At 65.1% G+C, this 23,620-nt stretch carries 19 protein-coding genes; 12 read left to right on the forward strand and 7 right to left on the reverse strand.

Annotation, left to right across the window (positions count from 1 at the left end; genetic code table 11):
• Nucleotides 1-68: 68 nt before the first annotated feature.
• Nucleotides 69-1,349, forward strand: coding sequence for a lipoprotein-releasing ABC transporter permease subunit (locus A3M7_RS0121680; protein ID WP_027545760.1), 1,281 nt, complete (start codon nt 69-71; stop codon nt 1,347-1,349).
• A 7-nt stretch (nt 1,350-1,356) separates the two neighbouring features.
• Nucleotides 1,357-2,061: an ABC transporter ATP-binding protein gene (locus A3M7_RS0121685; protein ID WP_025575618.1), complete on the forward strand. Its 705-nt coding sequence runs from the start codon at nt 1,357-1,359 to the stop codon at nt 2,059-2,061.
• 131 nt (nt 2,062-2,192) lie between these two features.
• Here the strand turns inward: A3M7_RS0121685 and A3M7_RS0121690 are convergent, their stop codons facing one another.
• A complete protein-coding gene (locus tag A3M7_RS0121690) occupies nt 2,193-3,281 on the reverse strand; it encodes a zinc-binding alcohol dehydrogenase family protein (RefSeq protein WP_027545761.1) in 1,089 nt (362 codons plus the stop codon).
• A 99-nt stretch (nt 3,282-3,380) separates the two neighbouring features.
• Between A3M7_RS0121690 and A3M7_RS0121695 the strand changes: the two genes are divergently transcribed.
• Nucleotides 3,381-4,169, forward strand: a complete 789-nt coding sequence (locus tag A3M7_RS0121695; protein WP_027545762.1) for a helix-turn-helix transcriptional regulator — start codon at nt 3,381-3,383, stop codon at nt 4,167-4,169.
• Here A3M7_RS0121695 and A3M7_RS44830 read toward each other — a convergent pair.
• The 3 genes from A3M7_RS44830 to A3M7_RS0121710 all read right to left on the reverse strand — a co-directional run bounded on the left by A3M7_RS44830 (nt 4,139) and on the right by A3M7_RS0121710 (nt 6,251).
• Nucleotides 4,139-5,053 carry a DMT family transporter gene (locus tag A3M7_RS44830; RefSeq protein ID WP_049823622.1) on the reverse strand — a complete coding sequence of 305 codons (915 nt, stop codon included), beginning with the start codon at nt 5,051-5,053 and terminating at the stop codon, nt 4,139-4,141. The two genes, A3M7_RS0121695 and A3M7_RS44830, sit on opposite strands and share 31 nt — an antisense overlap.
• 72 nt (nt 5,054-5,125) lie before the next feature.
• Nucleotides 5,126-5,740, reverse strand: coding sequence for a TetR/AcrR family transcriptional regulator (locus tag A3M7_RS0121705; protein WP_371090213.1), 615 nt, complete (start codon nt 5,738-5,740; stop codon nt 5,126-5,128).
• A gap of 211 nt (nt 5,741-5,951) precedes the next feature.
• Nucleotides 5,952-6,251, reverse strand: a complete 300-nt coding sequence (locus A3M7_RS0121710; RefSeq protein ID WP_027545764.1) for a hypothetical protein — start codon at nt 6,249-6,251, stop codon at nt 5,952-5,954.
• A gap of 575 nt (nt 6,252-6,826) precedes the next feature.
• On the opposite strand from A3M7_RS0121710, the gene A3M7_RS0121715 reads away from it, so the two are divergent.
• Entirely contained in the window at nt 6,827-7,570 is a 744-nt protein-coding gene (locus A3M7_RS0121715) for a hypothetical protein (RefSeq protein WP_027545765.1), read from the forward strand.
• A gap of 171 nt (nt 7,571-7,741) precedes the next feature.
• Nucleotides 7,742-8,335: a DUF6647 family protein gene (locus tag A3M7_RS0121720; RefSeq protein WP_027545766.1), complete on the forward strand. Its 594-nt coding sequence runs from the start codon at nt 7,742-7,744 to the stop codon at nt 8,333-8,335.
• 96 nt (nt 8,336-8,431) lie between these two features.
• On the opposite strand, the gene A3M7_RS0121725 is transcribed toward A3M7_RS0121720, so the two are convergent.
• From A3M7_RS0121725 to A3M7_RS0121735, 3 genes are all read right to left on the reverse strand, one after another.
• Nucleotides 8,432-9,703: a hypothetical protein gene (locus A3M7_RS0121725; RefSeq protein WP_027545767.1), complete on the reverse strand. Its 1,272-nt coding sequence runs from the start codon at nt 9,701-9,703 to the stop codon at nt 8,432-8,434.
• Nucleotides 9,704-9,848: 145 nt separating this feature from the next.
• Nucleotides 9,849-11,168: an epoxide hydrolase family protein gene (locus A3M7_RS0121730; RefSeq protein WP_027545768.1), complete on the reverse strand. Its 1,320-nt coding sequence runs from the start codon at nt 11,166-11,168 to the stop codon at nt 9,849-9,851.
• A 190-nt stretch (nt 11,169-11,358) separates the two neighbouring features.
• A complete protein-coding gene (locus tag A3M7_RS0121735) occupies nt 11,359-12,675 on the reverse strand; it encodes an MFS transporter (protein ID WP_049823623.1) in 1,317 nt (438 codons plus the stop codon).
• Between the two features lie 181 nt (nt 12,676-12,856).
• Between A3M7_RS0121735 and A3M7_RS0121740 the strand changes: the two genes are divergently transcribed.
• From A3M7_RS0121740 to A3M7_RS0121775, 7 genes are all read left to right on the forward strand, one after another.
• Nucleotides 12,857-13,039 carry a hypothetical protein gene (locus A3M7_RS0121740; RefSeq protein ID WP_198033795.1) on the forward strand — a complete coding sequence of 61 codons (183 nt, stop codon included), beginning with the start codon at nt 12,857-12,859 and terminating at the stop codon, nt 13,037-13,039.
• A gap of 363 nt (nt 13,040-13,402) precedes the next feature.
• Entirely contained in the window at nt 13,403-14,125 is a 723-nt protein-coding gene (locus A3M7_RS0121745) for an outer membrane protein (RefSeq protein WP_027545771.1), read from the forward strand.
• A 507-nt stretch (nt 14,126-14,632) separates the two neighbouring features.
• A complete protein-coding gene (dnaE, locus tag A3M7_RS0121755) occupies nt 14,633-18,136 on the forward strand; it encodes a DNA polymerase III subunit alpha (protein WP_027545772.1) in 3,504 nt (1,167 codons plus the stop codon).
• Between the two features lie 138 nt (nt 18,137-18,274).
• Entirely contained in the window at nt 18,275-18,763 is a 489-nt protein-coding gene (locus A3M7_RS0121760) for a DUF2846 domain-containing protein (RefSeq protein ID WP_256374877.1), read from the forward strand.
• A 59-nt stretch (nt 18,764-18,822) separates the two neighbouring features.
• Nucleotides 18,823-19,563 carry a carbonic anhydrase gene (locus A3M7_RS0121765; protein WP_027545774.1) on the forward strand — a complete coding sequence of 247 codons (741 nt, stop codon included), beginning with the start codon at nt 18,823-18,825 and terminating at the stop codon, nt 19,561-19,563.
• 131 nt (nt 19,564-19,694) lie between these two features.
• A complete protein-coding gene (locus A3M7_RS0121770) occupies nt 19,695-22,247 on the forward strand; it encodes a caspase domain-containing protein (RefSeq protein ID WP_027545775.1) in 2,553 nt (850 codons plus the stop codon).
• Between the two features lie 244 nt (nt 22,248-22,491).
• Nucleotides 22,492-23,487: a 30S ribosomal protein S2 gene (locus tag A3M7_RS0121775; protein WP_027545776.1), complete on the forward strand. Its 996-nt coding sequence runs from the start codon at nt 22,492-22,494 to the stop codon at nt 23,485-23,487.
• The last annotated feature ends 133 nt before the right edge of the window (nt 23,488-23,620 follow it).

Consider the following 23,620-nt stretch of genomic DNA (forward strand, 5'->3'; position numbering starts at 1 on the left):
GTTCATCGCCCGATATCGCGGCCGCCAATCCGGCCACAATTGACCCCGAATCATGGGATTATCGAGCGATGGATGAGACCATGACTGAAACCGTGCAAACCGCGCCTTTTGCGCCATTCGAGTGGATGCTGTCGGGGCGCTATTTGCGGGCGCGCCGCAAGGAGGGATTCATCTCGGTGATCGCCGGGTTCTCGTTCCTCGGCATCATGCTGGGCGTGGCGACGCTGATCATCGTCATGGCCGTCATGAACGGCTTCCGCAAGGAGCTGCTCGACAAGATCCTGGGGCTGAACGGCCACATCCTGGTCCAGCCGCTGGAATCGCCGCTGACCGACTGGAAGGACGTCGCCGACCGCATCAGCCAGGTCCAGGGCATCCGGCTTGCCGCGCCCGTGGTGGACGGCCAGGCGCTGGCGTCCTCGCCCTGGAACGCCTCGGGCGTGCTCGTGCGCGGCATCCGCTCCGACGACCTCAACAACCTCACCTCGATCGCCAAGAACATCAAGCAGGGCTCGCTCGAAGGCTTTGACGACGGGCAGGGCGTCGCGATCGGCCGGCGCCTCGCCGACCAGCTGTCGCTGCACGCCGGCGACAGCATCACGCTGGTGGCGCCGAAGGGCGCGGTCACGCCGATGGGCACGACGCCGCGCATCAAGCCTTACAAGATCGTCGCCGTGTTCGAGATCGGCATGTCCGAATACGATCTCGGCTTCGTGTTCATGCCGCTGGCGGAGGCGCAGGCCTATTTCAACCGCAGCAACGACGTCACCTCGATCGAGGTGTTCACCACCAATCCCGACAAGATCGACGCCTTCCGCAAGGCGGTGACGGAAGCGGCGGGCCGCCCGGTGTTCCTGGTCGACTGGCGGCAACGCAACTCGACCTTCTTCAACGCGCTCCAGGTCGAGCGCAACGTGATGTTCCTGATCCTGACCATGATCGTGCTGGTCGCCGCACTCAACATCGTGTCCGGCCTGATCATGCTGGTGAAGGACAAGGGCAGCGACATCGCCATCCTGCGCACCATGGGCGCCTCGCAAGGCTCGATCATGCGCATCTTCCTGATCACGGGTGCCTCGATCGGCGTGGTCGGCACGCTGGTCGGCTTCTTCGTCGGCCTCGTGATCTGCCTCAACATCGAATCGATCAGGCAATTCCTGTCCTGGCTCACCAGCACCGAGCTGTTCTCGCCGGAACTCTACTTCCTGTCGAAACTGCCCGCCGAGATCGACGTCGGCGAGACCACGGCCGTCGTCATCATGGCGCTGACGCTGTCGTTCCTGGCGACGCTGTATCCGTCGTGGCGCGCTGCGCGCCTCGATCCCGTCGAAGCGCTCCGGTACGAGTGAGGGGCTGATGGAGCAGCAACAGGGGGCTGAGGATGTACCGGTCATTTATCTCCACGAGATAAAGCGGCAGTACTTGCAGGGCGAGGTGCCGCTGACGATCCTCGACAACGCCAAACTCGCGCTGTGGGCCGGGCAATCGGTCGCGCTGGTGGCGCCGTCGGGCTCGGGCAAATCGACGTTGCTGCACATCGCGGGACTGCTGGAAGCGCCCGATTCCGGCGAGGTCTACGTCAATGGCGCGCCGACCTCGCAACTGCCCGACATCGAACGCACGCAGCTGCGCCGCACCGACATCGGCTTCGTCTACCAGTCGCACCGGCTGCTGCCGGAGTTCTCGGCGCTGGAGAACGTGATGCTGCCGCAGATGATCCGCGGCCTGAAGAAGTCCGAGAGCGTCAAGCGCGCCAAGGAGATCCTGGGCTATCTCGGCCTCGGCGACCGCATCACCCATCGCCCGGCGGAGCTGTCGGGCGGCGAGCAGCAGCGCGTTGCGATCGCGCGCGCGGTGGCGAATGCGCCGCGCGTGCTGTTCGCGGACGAGCCGACCGGCAACCTCGATCCGCACACGGCCGATCACGTCTTCCAGGCCCTGATGCAGCTGGTCAAGGCGACCAAGGTCTCCATGCTGATCGCGACCCACAACATGGAGCTGGCCGGCCGCATGGACCGGCGCGTGTCGCTGTCGAACGGCCAGGTGGTCGAGCTCGAATAACAACACTGCGAAAACAACCCCGTGCACAGTAGCCGGCCGTGGCCGTCTACTGTCGGGGGTGAGGCGGCCCAGCCATCTGACATCGCAAGCAGAACGGCGGCGATCGCGTATCGCCGCAGCCTCACGGCCATTTACGGCCGGATCATCGTCATGCTGAACGGGCCGGCGTTGGCGGCCGCGTACGCCACGGCCTCGTTGGCGTGGTCGAGATCGAAGTCCTTTGTCTCGTAGTGATCGAGGCGTAGAAGCCCCGCGCGCACCAGCGCGATCAGGCGGACGGCTGCATCCGCTGGATACATCCACACGCCGTGGATGGTGATGCATTCGCGCATGATCCAGTTGTAGGGCAGCTCGAGACCCGCGCCGCCCTGCATGTTGACGCCGCCCATCAGCACGACGCGGCCGTATGGACGCACCGTCATGATCGCGGCGCGCACCACCGTCGTCGCGACCGAAGGCGGCATGATGTCGAGCACGCAATCGATCGGGCCGGGTGCGGCGCGCTTCATGCGCGCGCAATCGTCGGCCTCGTTGCCTGTCAGCTTCACGGGTCTGACGCGTTTGCCGTAACGACGCACGAGTTCGGCCAACATCGCCTCGTTGCGGCCCGGCGCCACCACGCAGGCGGCGCCCATCGCGAGCGCCACCGCCACGGCGGCGCTGCCGAAATTGCCGGTCGCGCCGCTCACCAGCACGGTCTCACCGGGCTGGAGTTTGGCAGCCAGGAAGCCGCCATACGGCACCAGCATGTTGCCCAGCGCGCACCATTGACTGGCCTCCGCTGCACTGATCTGGCCGAGCCGCGTCACGTTCTCGGTCGGCACCCGCATCTGCTCGGCGAACGAGCCGTCGTGAAAATACTTCTGGAGCCGCATCCCGCCTTCGCCGCGGGCACTGACGCCCTGCAGGTGGATGTCGGGAGCGATCGCGTCGTCGCGCGCGCGCACCGTCGGTCCGCATAGCACCCAGTCACCGATTGCGAGTTTGGTCGCGTCCGGGCCGATCGCGCGCACCCGGCCGACCCCGCCCGCGCCGGGGACGACGGGGAGGTCCAGCGCGTATTTGCGTTCACCACTCAACACCTCGTTCGTATACGAGATCACGCGGGTGGCAACGATGTCGACGATCACCTCGCCGGTGCCAAGCACCGGTGCGGGCACGTCCCCAATCACCAGCGGGGATCCGAAGGACTTCAGTACGGCAGCTTTCGTGGTGTTCACCTCAGAGATGGGTGATACCCATATGCGGCGCCCTTGAAGGAGCAAGAAGGCCTGGTATTATCCTAGTATTCTCCAGACCCTCCATCGAGGACACTCATCATGGCCGACCCTCGCCGCGTCGAATTCGGCGACTTCCTGCGGTCCCGCCGCGAAAAGCTGTCGCCGAAGACCGTCGGGCTTCCGGCAGGGCTCCGGCGGCGCACCGCGGGGCTGCGCCGCGAGGAGGTCGCCCAGCTCGCCGGCATCGGTGTCGACTGGTACATCCGTCTCGAGCAGGGCCGTACCGTCAGCCCGTCGGTGACCACCGTCGATGCGCTGGCCCGTGCGCTGCGGCTCAGCAAGACCGAGCATGCGCATCTCAAGGCGCTGGCGCGCGACGGCGACAGACGGGCGTTCACGCGCGAGACCGTGCCGCCGCCGATCCTGCGGCTGATCGAGAGCCTGCCGCATCCGGCCTATATCACCGGGAGGCGCTGGGACGTGCTGGCCTGGAACGAAGCCGCCGAGCAGGTTTTTGCGTTCGGCCGGTTGCCGGAGGAGGATCGCAACACGATGCTCCTGATGATGACCAACAAGCAGACGCGCAAGGCTTACGGCGCGGGCTGGGCGGAGGTCGCCAAGCGCATGGTCGCGATGTTTCGCGCCACCCACGACGTCTGGGCTGGCGATCCCGCCTTCGCGGAATTGCTGACGCGGCTGCGGCAGGGCAGCCCGGAGTTCGTCAAATGGTGGGAGGCGCACGAGATCCGCAGCACGTCGTCGGGCCTCAAGACCATGTCGCATCCGACCCTCGGCGTGCTGCATTTCGAGCACACCAGCTTCCAGGCCAACGACGATCCCGCGCTGAAGCTCGTGATCTACACGCCGGTCAGGGGCGGCGGCTCATGAGGCCGAGCGTTGGCTTCCGGGGGGTAGGTTGCCCGAACGCTCGGTCTGATTTGTGTCATGGCGACGCCGGAGATCGCGAGCAGCCCACCGACGATCAACTTCGGGGTTATGCGGTCGCCAAGGAACAGCACGCTCGACATCAAGGCGAACACCGGAAGCAGCAGACCGAAGGGGGCGACGCGGCCCATGGAGCAACGGGCGATTAGCCAGAACCAGAGGCCAAACCCGACGATTCCTCCGATGAAGATGGTGTAGGCGAGGGCCAGCCAGCCACGTTCATCCGCCGTGACGAGGCTCGCCAGCTGCCCATATTCAAGGAGCAGCGACATCACCATGACCTGCGGCACCGTGAGCAGCGACGACCAACCCATCAACATCAGAGGATCGAAAGGGCCGTAGCGTTTCGTCAAGACGTTGGACACCGCGAATGAGAAGGCTGCCCCAACCACGAGCAGCAGCGGAAGCGCGTTTGCCGCCTGGCCGGGCTCCGCCGCCAACACGACCACGCCGACGAATGCGAGCGCCACACCGGCGGACGTGGCGGCAGACGGCCTCTCCGCGAGCAGCGGCCAGGCGAGCAGGACGGTGAAGGGCGTGGCGAGCTGATAGGCGACCGCCGAGATGCTTCCCGAGCCGAGCCCAAGGCCAACATAGAAGAGCCCGAAATTCAGCCCGCCAAGGAAAATCGAAATGGCTGCGACGGGGCCGACCTCGTGGCGCGCGGGCCTCTTGACGAACGGAACGAGCGGCAGCGCGATGGCCAGGAAGCGCAGCGCGAGGAAGAAGAGAGGCGGAAACTCCGTCACGCCCACCTTGATGGCCACGAACTGGTAACCCCAGAGCAGGGGAACGACGACCGCGCAGACGATCTGGATGGCAGACATGGCATCCTTCCTTTCAAGACCGATCGGTCCAAATATTGGCGCGACAATGGCGGAAGGCGCGGCATGGGGTGTTCACCTGATGAAGCGGTCGAGCAGCGCGTCGGCGGTGGCTTGCGACGTCATCCGTGCCGGTGCCGTCTTGCCGACCACGCGCAGCCCCTCGACGAAACAGACGAGAATTCGGGCGGCACTTGAAGGCTCGACACCGTCGGCCAGCTTGCCCGCCGCCCTCGCACGCGAAAGTGCATCGGCCAGCCTGGCCTCCATGGCCTTGAAAAAGCTCGCGACGCGCCGACCGACTTCGGCGTCCTGGCCGGCCAGTTCCATGGCTGTGGCCACGAGCAGGCATCCGCGCCGACCGTTGGCACCGCTCGTGCGGTCGACATAGCCGGCAAGAAAGGTCCGCAGGCCGTCGACCGGCTCTCTGCGGGGGGCGAGCTCGATATCCATCCGTGTCAGAGCATCGGCAACGTAGCGATCAAGCGCACGCAAGAACAGCGAGTGCTTGTCACCGAAAGCAGCGTAAAGGCTGCCACGCGAAAGCTTCGTCGCACGAAGAAGGTCGGGGAGTGCCGTGCCGTGATAGCCGCGCGACCAGAACACATCCATCGCGCGCTCGACAGCGGCTTCCACGTCGAAACTGCGGGGGCGACCACGGGGCAACTGCATTGGGGCTTGGCGGCTCATTGCCAATATCTAGACCAATTGGTCTATAAATCGCAAGACCCGGAGTGCGTTGAAGCCGGATGCCTCTTGGCCGGCGAAATTGAACGCTCGAAAGGCGATTGAACCCGGCTTGACCCGCCAAGCTGCCGCTTGCTGTGATCGGATCGGGAAGGCCACCGGCATATGTCGAGTGGCCTCCGCGCTTAATATGGTTTGCGGGGCGGCGCCCCGACTAGAGATCGATGCTAACGGCGATGTTACGGGCCTGTAGTTCGGCAATCTTCATTCCGTCAGCCTGCACCTGCGCAAACTCCGGGTCCTTTGACACGGCCTCCTGCACCTTGCCGTAAACTTCCCAACTGGAGTAGCGCGTCGTAACCAGCAGCTCTCCTGCCCAGGGACCGGTGTGGAAACGGGAGAGCCGAAGAAATTCGGCACCGTGTTTTTCAAAGATTTTCTTCGCCTGCCTGATGATCTGGACCATTTCCTCGGCCTTGTCGGTTTTGAAGCGAGTAAATTGGACGATCGGCATGGGATACCTCCATAGTTGTGTAAAATGTCCAAGAGGCATGTATCGAGCAACGTTCGAGGAGCGAACCTCCAATTCGATCTCGATGAAGGTTCGTCTTCAGCGGCGTTATCCTGGTTCAGTCTTCGCAAGCGGAAGCAACTCTGCCGTTTCTCGGCGGATGGCGGCGCACCGTCACTGGCAAGCAAGTTTTCGCGCGGAGTGGTGTTCGCGGCGAACCTGAGATTTGCTGAGTTAAACCCACGTAACGCACTTCGAGTGCCAGCGTGGTTGTTCGAACGTCGCGATCGCGGTGAAGCGCGCTATGCACGCTGGTGGGCGGAGTTGCTGATTGTACCGAGGGACTCGTGGTGCTACGTTTCAGCACGTCATTCCGTTTTCGGTTTGATGCGACGAGCGATCGGGCTTACGGACCGCCGCTCGTTCATTTGAAGTTGGAATACTTGAGCCAATAGTGCCCCGCCTCCGGCTCCCCTTTTGAGCTCGGTCGGACGATGTTTTTCATTGGCCTCCGTTCTTCCCATTGACTCGGAGGCGGGTTCTTTTCAGTTGAATTTTGCAACAAGTCGATATTCGACATGTGCATTCTGGCAAGCCAAGCCGATCGCGCCGCACCACATCACCATCTGAACGCGAGGTGGGGCAGCCATTGCTTGATGGTTGCATTGCTCTGTGCCGCTTCCTTGTTTCAGGTCACGCCCAAGGCGTGGGGACAATGCTCGGCGCGTGACGTCTTACAGAATCAACTGAAGCTCGGCAAAGTTCGCGCAGTTGATTTGCCGCAAAAACTCATCGGGTCCGCCCGCGATGTGCCGACATGGAAGACGATTGCCGTCGGCACCTTTGGCAACTCCGTTGCGTTGCGCAATGCATTGGATGCCGTCGGTTGCAATATCGGCGGGCTGGCCGCGGAAGTTCTCGCCCGGCCGGCCTTCGCCGTCAGTTCCAACAAGATGGACGTAGAGCTTGTGGCGGTATCCGCGATCGAGCTTGGCTTTAAAACCGATAGCGTGCCTCTGGCCGTCATTTACGCGCGAGCCCGGCAACTCGGCTTTGAACTTGCCGCAGCGGAGGTCGGTCCGCAATTGCGCCTTCAATATCTTGATCAGCCCATGGGCGAGTTCCTCATCGTGGGAATGCAGCCAATCAAGACGTGGAGCGGAGAGCCGGTGGTTCTCAATGTGGCGAATGGCGGAGCCGGATTGATCCTGATCGGCCAGGACGGCAGGGATGACGCGGAAATACCGGCGACCTCCCGTCTTCTCTTCGTGAGGCCGCCTGACCTCAGCGGCGGAATCGCGGCCGCTCTGCTGCCACCATGAAGACGAGCAACCGAGTTTCGAGCAGGCGAGCGCTGACAGCGGCGTTGTCAGTTCTTTGGGTGTGAATGGGTTCACAACGACGTCGCCAGGCGAATGCTATGTTCCAGCTGTTTAACTGCCGACTGATTTTTTTGAAGAGTTTCTTTTCGAACAGCCTCTGAGGAGAGGATCATGTTCAAGCAATTCCTCTTGGTCGCGGCGATAGTCTCCCTAACGTTAGCCACATCCACGAAAGCCCATCGCGAATATGCTTTGGAGCGCAGCGCGTCCGCCGAGTCGCGTTCGGTTTCGTTGCATTCTGATACAGCTCAACTTACGGAAGCCCTGTTGGATGACATTGTGACTTGGCTCTCATCGAATTTCGACCTGCCTGCCATCAAACAGCGTCCCGTCGTTGAATTTGCGTCGAAGATGGAGCTTGCGAGGTTGCGTGCGAGGGACCGTACTTCTTCGCAAGGCTTCATGGAAAGCGATGGGCAACTCGCTCAGCGCGAGGTTGTCGCACTTTACGACAACGAGACGAGAACAATCCTGCTTCCGGATGATTGGGGCGGCACTTCGCCGACCGACCAATCGGTCCTGGTACACGAAATGGTCCATCACCTTCAGAATGTTGGAAATCTCAAATTTGATTGCCCACAGGCGCGAGAGAAGTTGGCCTACCTGGCTCAGGATAAATGGTTAGAGCGGTTCGGACTTAGCTTGGAGAATGAGTTCGACGTCGACATGTTCACAGTGCTGATTTCTTCAGCATGCATGTATTGATTGTGACCGGTCGATCCCAGTCGCGCAGGTGAAGTCAGCAACGGTCCCAGAGTGAAGCTACGTTAGGCCACGGGCCTTCGAATTGCGCTCCTGCGCTTACAGCGACGGCACGGCCGAGGGTGGTGCGGTGACGTTCGGCAGCGGAATTGCTGGCCCAGGGCTCGCCCGCCAGGGACCTTTTGGCTTGGCCGCGACCGACGAGCACGCCGCCGCAAGCTGAGTTCGCATCGACGCCAGGCCCGTGAGGTCGATGTCAAATTTCGTGACGTCCACCTTTTCGTCCGGCATCGGCGTGGTCCGCCGGACATGGAGCGAGCGGGACGCCATGATCGCCTTGACCATGTCAGGGTCGATATTGCCGCTCCACATCTCGTACTTCGCGGCTCGCACCGGAAAACCTCCGGCTTCGTGGTCCTTGTCGGCGTCCGCGGTCATCATGATCGTACTCTTGCCGACGCTCGCCTCGTCGATCTCGCCCGCGAACATCAGCGGCACACGATTCCTGGTGTCGCAAAACATGCGCCACTCCATGGTCCGGAACGAAGAGCCGCTCTCCTTCTTCATCACCGCAATCTTGCTGATGAACGGCGGCGTTGCCTTGTCCAGCCTCCACATCCCTTCGGCAAACGCTCGCGTGTCGATTCCGAAACGATAGAGCTCGGCTCGCGTCAGCATATGCAGGTTTTCGAACTTCACCGTCCGGATGAGATTGTCGAGCTTGCGGCTGATCCCCATCGCTGCGATGAATGCGGCGCGGTCGCGTTCGGCATTCGCGATGCGGCGCTGCCTGTATTCCGCAACCGCCTGCGGAGCTGGATGTTCGTGAAAGACGAGGACCAGCCTGGAGTTATGGACCGCCAGCGCGGCGTCGGGAGCCACCTCGCGTGATGTCGCCCCGAGAAACAGGTAACCGCAGGCCGAGTTGCACATCGCATGGTAGGTCGTGAGCTCCGCCTCGACCTCGCCGCCGGCGGCCTTCGCCTTCAGGCATGCGGCGTCCACCTGTGTGCCGGCGGCACACGCCGTCGCGATCGTCCGTCCGACCCGCGCGACCGCCTTGCGACTGCGCAGCAGCCGGCCGATGGCGTAGGACTGCTCCACGTTTCCGCCGGGTGAATGAAGGTAGATCGGACGCTGCGTGTCCTTGACGCCGGCCAGGAAGCGGCGAATGCGTTGGCTTGCATCCCCATCGATCTCGCCCTCGATGGCGATCCAGCGGTCGCAGCCCGGCCCGCACGCGTCCGGCGCCCCCTTGGCAAGATAGATCGTCAGCTTGCGCGCAAATCCGGTTTTTTCGGCAGGCGCTTCCTCGGCATGCAGTGCGCATGGAAGCAGCATGGCCACGAGAAACAAAATACGGGCAAGCATGTAACGACTGGGCCACGCGCGGTGAAGATAGACGCTGACGTTACATGATGATCGGCGCGCGTACAACTTTCGGTGGCATGCATGTGCGCGTTTATTGCGCCGGGCGGCGCCACGACAGCGCCGCCCGGCTCACGGATCGAACGGCCTAGCGCAGCGATCTGAAGGCCGCCCGCCTCTCCGTGGCGAACAGCTGCGGCTGCTCCCACGCTGCGAAGTGGCCGCCCTTGTCGACCTCGTTGAAGTAATGGAGCGTCGGATATGCGCGCTGCGTCCATGTCTTCGGCGCGCGATAGATCTCGGCGGGGAATACGGTCACCGCGACCGGCACCGTGATCTCCGTGGTCTTCTGCGCGGCCGAGCTGAAGTTGTTGTTGTTGTTCTCCCAGTAGAACCGGCTGGCCGACGCACCGGTATCGGTGAGCCAGTAGAGCGAGATGGCATCCAGGATCTCGTCTTTCGTCAGCACGCGCTCGGGCTCGCCGCCGCTGTCCGTCCACTCGGCGATCTTCTCGTACATGAAGGCGGCGAGTGTCGCGGGCGAGTCGCAAAGCCCGTAACCGATCGTCTGCGGGCGCGTCACCATCATCGCGCCATAGGCCGCGCTTCGCGCGAAGAACTTGCTCAAGGTCTCGAAGGCCGCGCGTTCCGGCTCGGGCAGGCCGGCGGGCGGCGGGTCGCCTGCATTGATGCCCCTGACGTATTCGGCAGGCACGGTCGGCGGCATGTTGACGTGGATCCCCAAAAGGCCGGCGGGCTTCTGACGCGCGAGCGCGTCGGAGATCACCGAGCCGTGGTCGCCGCCCTGCGAGACGTACCTGACATAGCCGAGCCGCTTCATGAGCACGTCCCAGGCGCGCGCCACGCGGTCCGGACCCCATCCGAGTTCGCGCGGCTTGGCCGAGAAGCCATAACCGGGAATCGAGGGGATGACGACGTGGAAGGCGTCCTCCGCGCGCCCGCCATGCGCCACCGGATCGGTCAGCGGCCCGATGGTCTTGAGCATTTCGAGGATCGAGCCCGGCCAGCCGTGGCTGATGATGATGGGCAGGGCGTCAGGATTGCGCGACCTGACATGGATGAAATGGATGTCGAGGCCGTCAATTTGCGTGATGAACTGCGGCAGCCCGTTGAGCCGCTTCTCGATCTTGCGCCAGTCATAGGACTTGGCCCAGTAGCCACAAAGCGCCTGCAGCCGCGCGAGCTGCACGCCTTGCGAGGTGTCGGGCACCGTCTCGCGGTCGGGCCAGCGCGTCGCGCCGATGCGCCGGCGCAAATCGTCGAGGGCGGACTCAGAGATGTCGATATTGAATTTGCGAATGCTGGTGTCACCAGCAGGGCTTGCAGCGCCTTCTGCGGCCTGTGCGGGTGAGGCGCTTCCTGCGAGCGAAAGATTGAGGCCAATGGTACCGATCAGCGAGGATGCGATGAAGTCTCGCCGGCCGATTCCAGTGTTCGTGACAGACATGAACATTCTCCAGTTCTCTCGTCTTTTTTGGTTGTCGAGAGCGGGCGGGAGATAGCATCGCAGTCAAATCACGCAAATTCACATCAACGGCGATTGTGGGATCCGGAACGTGGAGTCGTGCTTTTTCGAAAGACCTGCACGTTTGTCAGATCTGGCGATTGATGATCCCTAAGAGTTGCTCGAGCTGCCGCTAAGCCACCGGATCCCTGACGGCATCCGAACGGCTCCGGTCATCCGGCGCCAGCGGTGGCGCCGGCCTCGCGGGAGTGGTCTTCAGCAAGGCAGCGTCGCTTGATGTGTCCGCGACCGGCGCGGCTCCGGCCTCGCGCGCGGCGACGATCCAAATCAGGAAGCCAACAAGCGCGAGCGCGGCGCCGACGGGACCGGTGGAGGTCCAGCCCAGCCCTTCGCGAATGGCGAGGCCGCCCAGGAACGGGCCGAGCGCGTTGGCGGTGTTGAACGCCGAATGGTTGAGCGCCGCAGCGAGCGCCTGCGCGTCGCCCGCGACGTCCATCAGGCGCGTCTGGAGGACAGCCCCGAGCGAGACGCTGGCGCCGATCACGAAGACGTCTGCCGCGAGCAGCCAGGGATTGCCGGCCGCAAGCGGGAAGACCAGCAACGCGGCCGCTGAAAACAACAGGATGCCGCCCGCCGTCGGCATCAAGGCGCGGTCCGCGAAGCGCGGCACGAACAGATTGCCGAGCGTCGCGCCGACGCCGAACACGGCGAGAAAGACCGGAATCACCGCGGGGCTGACCTTGGTGACCTCAATCAATGTCGTCGCAAGGTAAGTATAGACGGCGAACATGCCGCCGAAGCCGATGGCGGCGATCGCCAGCGTGATCCAGACGCGGCCGCTTCGGAGGGCGCCGAGCTCTCGCAGCGGGTCCGACCTGCCGGCCTGGTCGCGCGGCGCGAACAGGGCGCAAAGCAGGACCGTGAGCAGCGCCAGCAACGACACGAGGCCGAAGCTGGCGCGCCAGCCGACCGTCTGGCCGACCAGATTGGCCAAGGGCACGCCAATGATCGTGGCGCCGGTCAGGCCGAGCATCACCTGGCCGATCGCGCGCGAGCGGCGATGTTGAGGAACGAGCGAGGCTGCGACCAGTGCGGCGATGCCGAAATAGGCGCCATGCGGCAATCCCGACAGAAATCGAGCCGCGATCATCCAGCCAAAGCCCGGCGCAAGCGCGGTGAGCGCATTGCCGAGCGCGAACACGGCCATCAGGACCAGGAGCTGCGTGCGCCGGGCGAAACGCGCACCAAGCACGGCGATCAGCGGTGCGCCCAGCACCACGCCGAGCGCGTAGGCACTGATCGCGTGTCCCGCGGTCGGCTCGTCGACCCGAAGGTCGGCGGCGAAGAACGGCAGCAGGCTCATCGATGCGAATTCGGTGGTTCCGATCGCAAAGCCGCCCATCGCGAGCGAGAACAGGACGATGGCGAGGTGAGGGGGCGCGGAGGCCGTGGTCGCGCGGGGCGAGGTCGCTTGAGGCGATATCGACATGTGTCCTGCATTGGTGGCGTCAAGGGAACCAGCCCAGCTAACGTCGCCATCCCTGCAAGATTTGTCTGTCGTACTTAAACCCGGAGCAGTCTGCGTCAACACCGGAGCCGCGATGCAAGGCCGGCCGCATATCAGCGTCCCGATTTGCGGGTGGCGGTGGCGAGAGCGTGTGCAGGGCGGCGTGCGCGATCTGCTTGCGCTCGCCAAGATCGAGACCTCGGCATGGGATACGTGGCGCGCCGCGCGCGAACCACATCGCGTGTTGGACGATGCCGCTCTGTCGCGATGTGATGGTATCGCGCAGGGCGGTGAGGCGGGTGCGATCGAGATCGCGCCATCGCTCAGTGCGCCACCCTGGCACTAGATCGTTCGAGACCCGTGCCCGGCTGCAATTGCTTGCAGCCGCGCTAACGTGAATGTGGCGATTGCGAGCGAAAATGTGGCGACAATGAGGAGCGTAAACAATGCACACATCTCGAATCTCCAATCACGCGAATGTGCGCGCAGCGATGTTACGCGCGTGCGCAGTGCATCTCGTGTCGTCGACATTGGAATCGCTGAAAACTCTTGTTTCAAAGGGTTTCCAGCGCGCTCTGATAAATCTTCATTGATGAAGCGCGGCCCTTTGGAGCGAACTGTTGCGTCGGGGTTACAGCAATTCCGTCGATCGCTGTTATGACCACGCAACGGCCCGGGGGCCTAACGACGAAACTGGAACGGGATTCAAATGAAGAAGAATTTGTTGCTTGCTGCTGTGAGCCTCGTCGCGCTGAGCGCGGCTGCACCGGCGCTGGCTGCTGATCTCGCGGCGCGGCCGTACACCAAGGCGCCGGCGATGGTCGCCGCGATCTACGACTGGAGCGGCTTCTACATCGGCATCAACGGCGGCGGCGGTTCGTCGCACTCGACCTGGGATCTGGTCGGCGGTGGCCGTGAAGGTTCGCACGATGCGACCGGCGGCACGGTCGGTGGCCAGATCGGCTATCGCTGGCAGTCCGGCCAGTGGGTGTTCGGTGTTGAAGGCCAGGGCAACTGGGCCGACTTCTCGGGCGACAACGTCAGCGCGCTGTTCGCGACTCGCAACCGCTCGAAGATCGACTCGTTCGGGCTGATCACCGGTCAGGTCGGCTACGCCTGGAACAACGTGCTCGTCTACGTCAAGGGCGGTGCGGCTGTGGCCGGCACCAAGTACGAAGTCTTCAGCACGGCCTCGGGCGCGCTGCTGTCGTCGAACGACCAGACCCGTTGGGGTGGCACGGTCGGTGCCGGCCTCGAATACGGTTTCGCCCCGAACTGGTCGGTTGGCATCGAGTACAACCACATCTTCCTGCAGGACAAGGACGTCACCTTCGCGCTGGTGCCCTCGACCGACCGCATCCGTCAGGACGTCGACATGGGTCTCGTCCGCCTGAACTACAAGTTCGGTGGCCCGATCATCGGCCGCTACTGATACTTATCGCTTCGCAAGAAGCGGTTGTCGAAAGCCCCGGCCGTTGGCCGGGGCTTTTTTGTTGTTTGAAGTCAACGAGTTAACCATTCCTTTGCGGGATGGCTCAGACGGCTTGACTCCCGAGAACGAAATGAGAACAATGTTCTTCATACGTTCCAGCAAGGGAGCAAGCCATGTTCAGGATTTTCGTGGAAGAAGCCGCCGCACTGGCATCGATCACGCTGTTCGTCGGGATGATCGCAATCTGGGCGCAGGTGATTCCGCAGCTCTAGAGCAGCGGTTGGAAAACCGTTGGCCGGGAACTCCTGGCCGCGCCTGGGGAAAAGCGGGACGAGGTGGCCGATCGGCCGCTCCGGCGTGGACTCTGCGGCAGCGACGCCCCACCATGATGCGGCGAGTCGGCAAAGACGGGTGGAGCGCGGGTGCAGGATGCTCTCATGATCCCCTCGGCATCCCCTTGAGGCCGGCGACCGCTCCATCTCATCTGCAAGAGGCCGTCACGCGACCATGCCGAGCGCCGGATTTGTCCACCTTCACGTTCACTCGGCCTATTCGCTGCTCAAGGGCTCGATCAAGATCGCCAAGCTCGCCGAGCTCGCGAAGAAAGATCATCAGCCGGCCCTGGCGCTGACCGACACCGACAATCTGTTCGGTGCGCTGGAGTTCTCCGACAAGATGGCGGGTTCCGGTATCCAGCCGATCGTCGGCTGCGAGCTCGCGATCGACTTCGCAGACCAGGATCCCAATGCGCGCAACGCCATTGGCCCGTCGCGCGTGGTGCTGCTGGCGGCGCAGGAGCGCGGCTATCGCAGCCTGATGCGGCTCAATTCGCGCGCGTTCCTGGAATCGCCCGACAGCCACGCACCCTTCATCAAGTTCGACTGGCTCGACGGCGAGACCGAGGGCCTGATCGCGCTCACCGGCGGCCCTGACGGGCCGATCTCGCTGGCGCTTGCCGGCGGCCATGCCGAGCTTGCGGCTGCGCGCTGCGAGCGTCTCGCCACGCTGTTCGGAGACCGGCTCTACATCGAGCTGCAGCGCCACAACATCGACAAGGAGCGGCGCGTCGAAAGCGGGCTGATCGACATCGCCTATGCCAAGGGCCTGCCGCTGGTTGCGACCAACGAGCCGTATTTCGCCGCAACCGACGATTACGAGGCGCACGATGCGCTTTTGTGTATCGCCGGCGGCCGGCTGATCGCCGAGAGCGATCGCGTGCAGCTGACGCCGGATCACCGCTTCAAGACCCGCGCCGAGATGGCGGTGCTGTTCGCCGACATTCCGGAGGCGCTGGCCTCGACGGTCGAGATCGCCGAACGCTGCTCGTTCCGCCCGATGACGCGCAAGCCGATCCTGCCGTTCTTCACCGTCGGCGCCGCCGGCAGCTCCGATGCGGCCGCGGTCGAGGCGGCCGAGTTGAAGCGGCAGGCGGAGGAGGGGCTCGCCAACCGCCTGCGCGTGCATGGCCTGTCGCAGGGCACCACGGAAGAGGATTACAACAAGCGCCTGGCGTTCGAGCTCGACGTCATCATGCGCATGAAGTACGCGGGCTACTTCCTGATCGTGTCCGACTTCATCAAATGGGCGAAGTCGCAAGGGATTCCGGTCGGGCCGGGCCGCGGCTCGGGCGCAGGCTCGCTGGTCGCCTGGGCGCTGACCATCACCGATCTCGACCCGATCAAGTTCGGCCTGCTGTTCGAGCGCTTCCTCAATCCCGAGCGCGTCTCGATGCCGGACTTCGACATCGACTTCTGCCAGGACCGCCGCGTCGAGGTGATCCAGTATGTGCAGCAGCGCTACGGCCGCGACCAGGTCGCGCAGATCATCACCTTCGGTACCCTGCAGGCGCGCGGCGTGCTGCGCGACGTCGGCCGTGTGCTGCAAATGCCCTATGGCCAGGTCGACAAGCTCACGAAACTGGTGCCGCAGAATCCGGCCGCGCCGGTGACGCTAGCGGCCGCGATCGAGAGCGAGCCGAAGCTCCAGGCGTTCCGCGACGAGGATCCGGTGGTGGCGCGCGCCTTCGACATCGCCCAGCGCCTCGAGGGTCTGACGCGCCACGCCTCGACGCATGCGGCCGGCATCGTGATCGGCGATCGCCCCCTGAGCGAGCTCGTGCCGCTCTACCGCGATCCCAAGTCCGACATGCCGGTGACCCAGTTCAACATGAAATGGGTCGAGCCGGCCGGCCTCGTCAAATTCGACTTCCTCGGCCTGAAGACGCTGACCGTGCTCGACGTCGCGGTGAAGCTCTTGAAGCCGCGCAACATCCATATCGATCTCGCGACGCTGCCGATCGACGATGCCGAGAGCTACCAGATGCTGGCGCGCGGCGATGTGGTCGGCGTGTTCCAGGTTGAAAGCCAGGGCATGCGGCGCGCGCTGATCGACATGCGCCCCGACCGTTTCGAGGACATCATCGCGCTGGTGGCGCTCTATCGCCCCGGCCCGATGGCGAACATCCCGACCTACTGCTCGCGCAAGCATGGCGACGAGGAGCCGGAATATCTGCATCCCGTGCTGGAGCCGATCCTGAAGGAGACCTTCGGCGTCATCATCTACCAGGAACAGGTGATGCAGATCGCGCAGGTGATGTCGGGCTATTCGCTCGGCGACGCCGACCTGCTGCGCCGCGCCATGGGCAAGAAGATCCGCGCCGAGATGGACAAGCAGCGCGACATCTTCGTCGCCGGCGCGGTGAAGAATGGCGTGCCGAAGGGGCAGGCCGAGACCATCTTCGAGCTGCTGGCGAAGTTCGCCGACTACGGCTTCAACAAGAGCCACGCGGCGGCCTATGCGCTGGTGTCCTACCACACCGCCTACATGAAGGCGCATTATCCGGTGGAGTTCATCGCGGCGTCGATGACGCTCGATCTCAACAACACCGACAAGCTCTCCGAATTCCGCTCAGAGGCGCAGCGTCTCGGCATCAAGGTCGAGCCGCCGAACATCAATCGCTCCGGTGCGACCTTCGAGGTCGGAGAAAAGACCATCTACTACGCGCTCGCCGCGCTCAAGGGCGTCGGCATTCAGGCGATCGACCAGATCATCGAGGAGCGTACCAGGAACGGTCTCTTCACCTCGCTCGCCGACTTCGCCGCGCGCGTCAATCCGCGTGCGATCAACAAGCGCATCATCGAGAGTCTCGCCGCCGCCGGCGCCTTCGACACGCTGGAGCCGAACCGCGCCCGCGTCTTCGCCGGCGCCGACGCGATCCTCGCCGCCTGCCAGCGCGCGCATGAGGCCGCGACCATCGGCCAGAACGACATGTTCGGCAGCGCGGCCGATGCGCCGACCATCATGCTGCCGCAGATCGAGGCGTGGCTGCCGGCCGAGCGGCTGCGCCGCGAATACGACGCGATCGGCTTCTTCCTGTCCGGACATCCGCTCGACGACTATGCCACCGTGCTGAAGCGCCTGCGGGTGCAGAGCTGGGCGGAGTTCTCGCGCGCGGTGAAGACCGGCGCCACCGCCGGCAAGGTCGCGGCGACCGTGGTCTCGCGCATGGAGCGCCGCACCAAGACTGGCAACAAGATGGGCATCATGGGGCTCTCCGATCCCACGGGCCACTTCGAGGCGGTGCTGTTCTCGGAAGGGCTTGCGCAATATCGCGACGTGCTCGAGCCGGGCGCGGCCGTGCTGCTCCAGCTTGGCGCCGAGCTCCAGGGCGAGGACGTGCGCGCCCGCGTGCTGCATGCCGAGCCGCTCGACGATGCCGCCGCCAAGACGCAGAAGGGCCTGCGCATCTTCCTGCGCGACACCAAGCCGCTGGAATCAATCGCCAAGCGTCTCGCCGGCCCCGAGATGGCTGGCTCGAACGGCGCCGCGCCAAAGGTCGGCAGCCCGGGGATTGCGCCGCGCTCCAATGGCGATGGCGAGGTCTCGCTGGTGATGATGCTCGACCTCGAGACCGAGGTCGAGATGAAGCTGCCCGGCCGCTTCAAGGTCTCGCCGCAGATCGCCGGCGCGATCAAGGCGGTCGCGGGCGTCGTGGACGTGCAGCAGCTCTGACGGCCGGTCTGCGCGATCAGTGCCGTCGTCGTCGAAGCGTGTTGCAACCTCGCGCTGTTTCTGGCTAGCATGCACCCGGGGAATGGAATGGGGTGTGCGATGCTGCGACGGGGCGCGTTGTTGTTGGCCGTTGGTGCCATGCTGACGGGGTGTGTGAGCGATCAAGTGGGAACCGACTTTGCATCGGTGTCAAAGAAGGTCGGACCGCCGCGCCCCGGGCATTCGCGCATCGTCCTGCTGCAGGACAAGAGGAATGGGCTCAGCATGGCCATTTGCGCCTGCGAGGTGAAGCTCGACGGTGCGCCGCTTGGCAAGGTCGTGGCCGGGAAGTATGCCTATGCCGATCGGCCGGCCGGCCGTCACGAAGTGCTGGTGACCGAGCTGATGTTTCCCGGCGACACCAAGCGCGACATCGTCATGGAAGCCGGCCGGACGCACTTTTACCTCATCAAGAGCAGTCCCAGGCACGATGCCGCGACGGGGGGAGCGATCCTCGGTGGCCTCGCCGGGCTTGCCGTCGTCTCCGTTGCGACGGCAGGAGACGCCAATCCCGGGCCGGCCGAGCTCGTCGCGCTGGACGAGGCGACCGCGCGAACGAAGCTCGCGGAGCTACAGGCTATCGAGTAAGATGCGCGGCACGATGGCCGCTGCATCAACGACGGCGGCTCGATTGGGAGGAGCCAGGCATGTGCGAGAATTGCGGCGGCGATCGCGACGTCCACATCGGCCCTTCGCGGAGATCGCTCATCCATCTGACGGTCTCGGCGCTCGGGCTTGCCCTGGGCGGCGTCGCCCTTGCCAAGGAGACCAAGGCTCCGCCCAAGCCGCAGAACGTGCTGTCGCCAGACGCGGCGTTGAAGCGGCTGATGGAGGGCAATGTCCGTTATGTCGAAGGCGTGTCGCGGCGGCACGATTTCAAGCATGAGCGCGAGGCGCTGGCCGGCGGCCAGAACCCGTTCGCGGCCGTGCTGAGCTGCGCCGACTCGCGCATCGCGCCTGAATATGCCTTCGACACCGGTCGCGGCGATCTGTTCGTCTGCCGCGTGGCCGGAAACTTTGCCGGTACCGAAACCATCGCCAGCATGGAATATGCGGTCGCCGTGCTCAATGCGCCGCTGATCCTCGTGCTCGGCCATGACAGTTGCGGCGCGGTCGATGCGACACTGAAGGCGATCAAGGACAACACGTCGCCGCCCGGCCACATCCCCTCGCTCGTCGATGCGATCGCGCCCGCCGCAAAAGCTGCGATGCAGCAGGGCGGGGACGTGCTCGACAAGGCGATCCGGCAGAACGTGATCGACAACGTCGCCAAGCTGAAGTTGGCCGCACCGATCCTCAATGCGGCCGTGGAGCAGGGCAAGCTGAAGGTCGTCGGCGGCATCTACCGGCTCACGACGGGAACAGTCGAGCTGATCGCACAAGGCTGACGCGGGGCTGACGCCGCCGACGGCGTGGCCATTCCTCCGCCTCAATCTCAGCTTCTCGTTCAAGTGCCATTCAGCTGGCCGCGCGTCTGATGCGCGGCGGCACCTCAACAACAAAAGCGGTTAGGCAAGCCATGCGTGGGACGCTCCGAATCTTCATCTGCCTTCTTCTGCCGATCGCGGTCCTTGCCGCGGGTGCGCCCGATCCGGCGCGCGCGCAACAGCAGGAAAAGCGCATCGCGCTCGTGGTCGGCAACGGCGCCTATGCCAAGTCGCCGCTGGCGACGACCGCGAACGATGCCGGCCTGATCGCGCAGACGCTGCAGGCGGCGGGCTTCGACGTCGTCGGCGCGCGCGATCTCGACGGCGACACGCTGCGCAAGAGCTTTCGCGATTTCATCCAGAAGGCGCAGGCCTCCGGCCCCGGCACCGTCGCGATGGTCTATCTCGCCGGCTACGGCGTGCAGCTTGCCGGCGAGAACTATTTCATCCCGGTCGATTCCAACATCACCCGCGACACCGACATCCCGACCGAGGCCCTGCGCATCAGCGACTATGCGCGCCAGCTGGCGGCGATTCCACTCAAGGCCAACATCGTCGTGCTCGACGCGGCGCGGGCGCAGCCCTTCATCGAGGGCGGCCAGCCGATCGCGAGCGGCCTGGCGCTGATCGAACCCGACCCGAACATGCTGATCGCCTTCAACGCCGCGCCCGGCACGGTGGCGCCACAGGAGCCGGGGCCTTACGGCATCTATGCGCAGTCGCTGGCGGAGATGATCCGCACCGGCGGCCTGCCGCTGCCTGAGGTGTTCGATCGCGTCCGCCTGCGCGTCAACGAGGCCTCCAAGGGCGCGCAGGTGCCCTGGAACGAGCAGAAGATATCGGCGCCATTCTCGTTCTTCGATCGCGGGCCCGACGCGCCGCCGCCGGAGGCCTCGGCCGCCCAGGTCGCCGCGATTCGCAACAAGCCGATCCGCGATCTCGGCGTGCAGGACGCCTACGCCGCCGCGCTGGAGCGCGACACGCTGCCGGCTTATGAGGAATTTCTCGCGGCCTATCCGAGCGATCCGATGTCCAAGCGCGTGATGGCGATCGTTGCGGCGCGCCGCGAGGCGATCACCTGGCGGCGGACTTATCGCACCGACACGCCGGAGGCCTATTGGTCGTATCTGCGCCGCTATCCGCGCGGCCCGCACGCGGGCGATGCGCGCCGGCGCCTGGCGATCCTCACCGCGCCGGCCGAGCCGCCGCCGAGCTTCGCGATGATCGACTATGACGTGCCGCCGCCGCCGCCGGAGGAGGTGGTCTATGTCGACCGTCCCGTGCTGTACTTCAGCGATCCTGATTTTGGCTTCGCGCCACCACCGCCGCCGCCGGTCTATTATCTGCCGCCGCCGCCGCCGGATTTCGTTGTGCTCGAGCCGCCGCTGCCCGTGGTCGGCCTGTTCGTGCTGCCGCAGCCAATGTTCGTGCCGATCCCGGTGTTCGTCAGCCCACCGGTCTATGTCGCGCCGCCGCCGAACAACATCATCTACAACAACATCCATAACACCACGGTCATCAACACCGTGATCAACCGGCCGCCGGCACCTGCCGCGGGAGTGGGAGCAGGAGCCGGACCGGGCAATCTCGCGCCGGCGGTTGCCGGCCGGGCCAATCCGGCCGGTGCAGCCGTGCCGCAGGCAGTCGCGCAGCGCGCGGCTCTGATCCAGCAGGGCAAGGCGCCAATGCCGCCGAGTGCGACGATCCAGCCGACGGCAAGACCCGGGACACCGCCGGGCACGCCCGCCAATGTCGCGCCAAATGCGCGACCAAGCGCGCTGCCGGGTGCCTTGCCAGGTACCCCGCCAGGTACGACGCCGAACGCCCCAGGCACAGCACCGAACGCCGCGCCGCAGACCAAGTTGCCTGCCGCCAACACACTGCCGGTTCCGGGCTCCCATGGTGGGCCGCCGGTGCCGCCGGCAGGGGCAGGGACTCCGCCGGGCGGCAGGCCCTTGCCGACGGCGACCGCTCCGACCGCTCCCGGCGTAACGCCGCCGGCTCATCCGGGAGCGCCGACCACGGCTGCGCCCGGCACAACGCCGCCGCCCCATCCTGGTGCGCCAACGGCCGTCGCTCCGACGACCGTTGCGCCCACCGCGACAAATCCGGCCGCTGTGCCGGGCCAACCGCCCAAGCCCCCGGTCGCGCAGACCCCGCCCGGGGCCGGGCCTGCCGATCGTGCCAAGTCCGCAACCCGTGAGCCGGCCGGCCCGCCGCCCGCTGCAGCGGGAAAACCGGTCGTGCCGCCTCCGTCAGCTGTGCGCGAGCCGATCAGGCCGCAGGCTCACCCGCCGGCCCCGCCGCCGCAGGCGGCCAGGCCGGCCGCACCGCCCCCGCGGCCCCAGGCCGTGGCGCGGCCCACGCCGCCACCTCCGCCCCACGTGTCGGCGCCGCCGCCAAGGATGGCTGCACCTCCGCCGCCGCGACCCGCTCCGCCGGTGGCGGCCGCGCGACCGGCGCCGCCGCCCATGGCCCGGCCTGCGCCGCCCCCGCCGGTAGCCCGGCCGGCGCCACCGCCGCCACCACCGCGGATGGCCGTCGCGCCTCCGCCGCCGCCGCGCCCGGCAGCACCTCCGCCGCGTCCCGCGGCCCCGCCGCCGGCGGCAGCCAAGAAGTGCCCGCCGAACCAGCCCAAGTGCTAGTCAGGTGCTAGTCAGGTGCTGATCCAGCGCTGGGGCGCGGCGCGGCCTTTACGGAAGGGGGCCTCTCGCGGGCGAAAACCGCCCGCGAACGGCCCTTATTTCCTTGCTTCTGGCCGAAATCGCGCTATATAGCGCGCCATCTCACACGGAAGCATGGCTCATAAGGCCGTCCGGTGGCTGCCGGGGCGACAACGCTCCGTTTTGCTCACACGCTTCCGGAGGAACCAACCGGAGAATTATAACGATGGCGCTACCCGATTTCACCATGCGTCAGCTTTTGGAAGCTGGCGTGCACTTTGGTCACCAGTCTCACCGCTGGAATCCGAAAATGGCTCCGTTCATTTTCGGCACCCGCAACAACATCCACATCGTCGACCTCGCGCAGACCGTGCCGATGCTGCACCACGCCCTCCAGGCGGTCAGCGACACGGTGGCCAAGGGCGGCCGCATCCTGTTCGTCGGCACCAAGCGCCAGGCGCAGGACGGCGTCGCGGACGCGGCCAAGCGCTGCGCGCAGTATTTCGTCAATTCGCGCTGGCTCGGCGGCACGCTGACCAACTGGAAGACGATCTCGGCCTCGATCAAGCGCCTGCGTCACCTCGACGACGTGCTCTCAGGCGGCGAAGCCAATTCGTACACGAAGAAGGAGCGCCTGACGCTTCAGCGCGAGCGCGACAAGCTCGACCGCTCGCTCGGCGGCATCAAGGACATGGGCGGTCTGCCCGACCTGATCTTCGTGATCGACACCAACAAGGAAGACATCGCGATCCAGGAGGCCCAGCGCCTCAACATCCCGGTTGCCGCGATCGTCGACACCAATTCGGACCCGAAGGGCATCACCTATGTGGTGCCGGGCAATGACGACGCCGGCCGCGCCATTTCGCTGTACTGCGATCTCATTGCGCGTGCAGCGATCGACGGCATCTCGCGCGCCCAGGGTGATTCGGGCATCGACGTCGGTGCTTCGGCCCGTCCGCTCGCCGAAGAGCTGCCGGCGGCTTCCTCGAGCGGCTTCCAGGGCCTTGCGGGTCCCCGCGGCACCGCCGACGACCTCAAGAAGCTCCCGGGCGTGTCGGGCGCGATCGAGAAGAAGTTCAACGACCTCGGCATCTTCCACTTCTGGCAGCTGGCCGAACTCGACCACGACACCGCGCACACGATCGGTGAAGAAGTCGGTCTGCCGAGCCGCGCGGATGCCTGGGTGGCCAAGGCCAAGGCGCTGACCGCGGAAGCGGAATAGTCAAAAAGAGCGATGGGTTGGCCGGATAGATTCCGGCCACCATTTCAGTTGACGCGAATCCCTGAGATGGACCGCGGCGGGGCAATTGGATGCCGCGCCGCGGCAAACCGGCAGGCACAAAGGATATTCAACG

It is taken from the genome of Bradyrhizobium sp. WSM2254, assembly GCF_000472645.1.
Lineage (GTDB): Bacteria > Pseudomonadota > Alphaproteobacteria > Rhizobiales > Xanthobacteraceae > Bradyrhizobium > Bradyrhizobium niftali.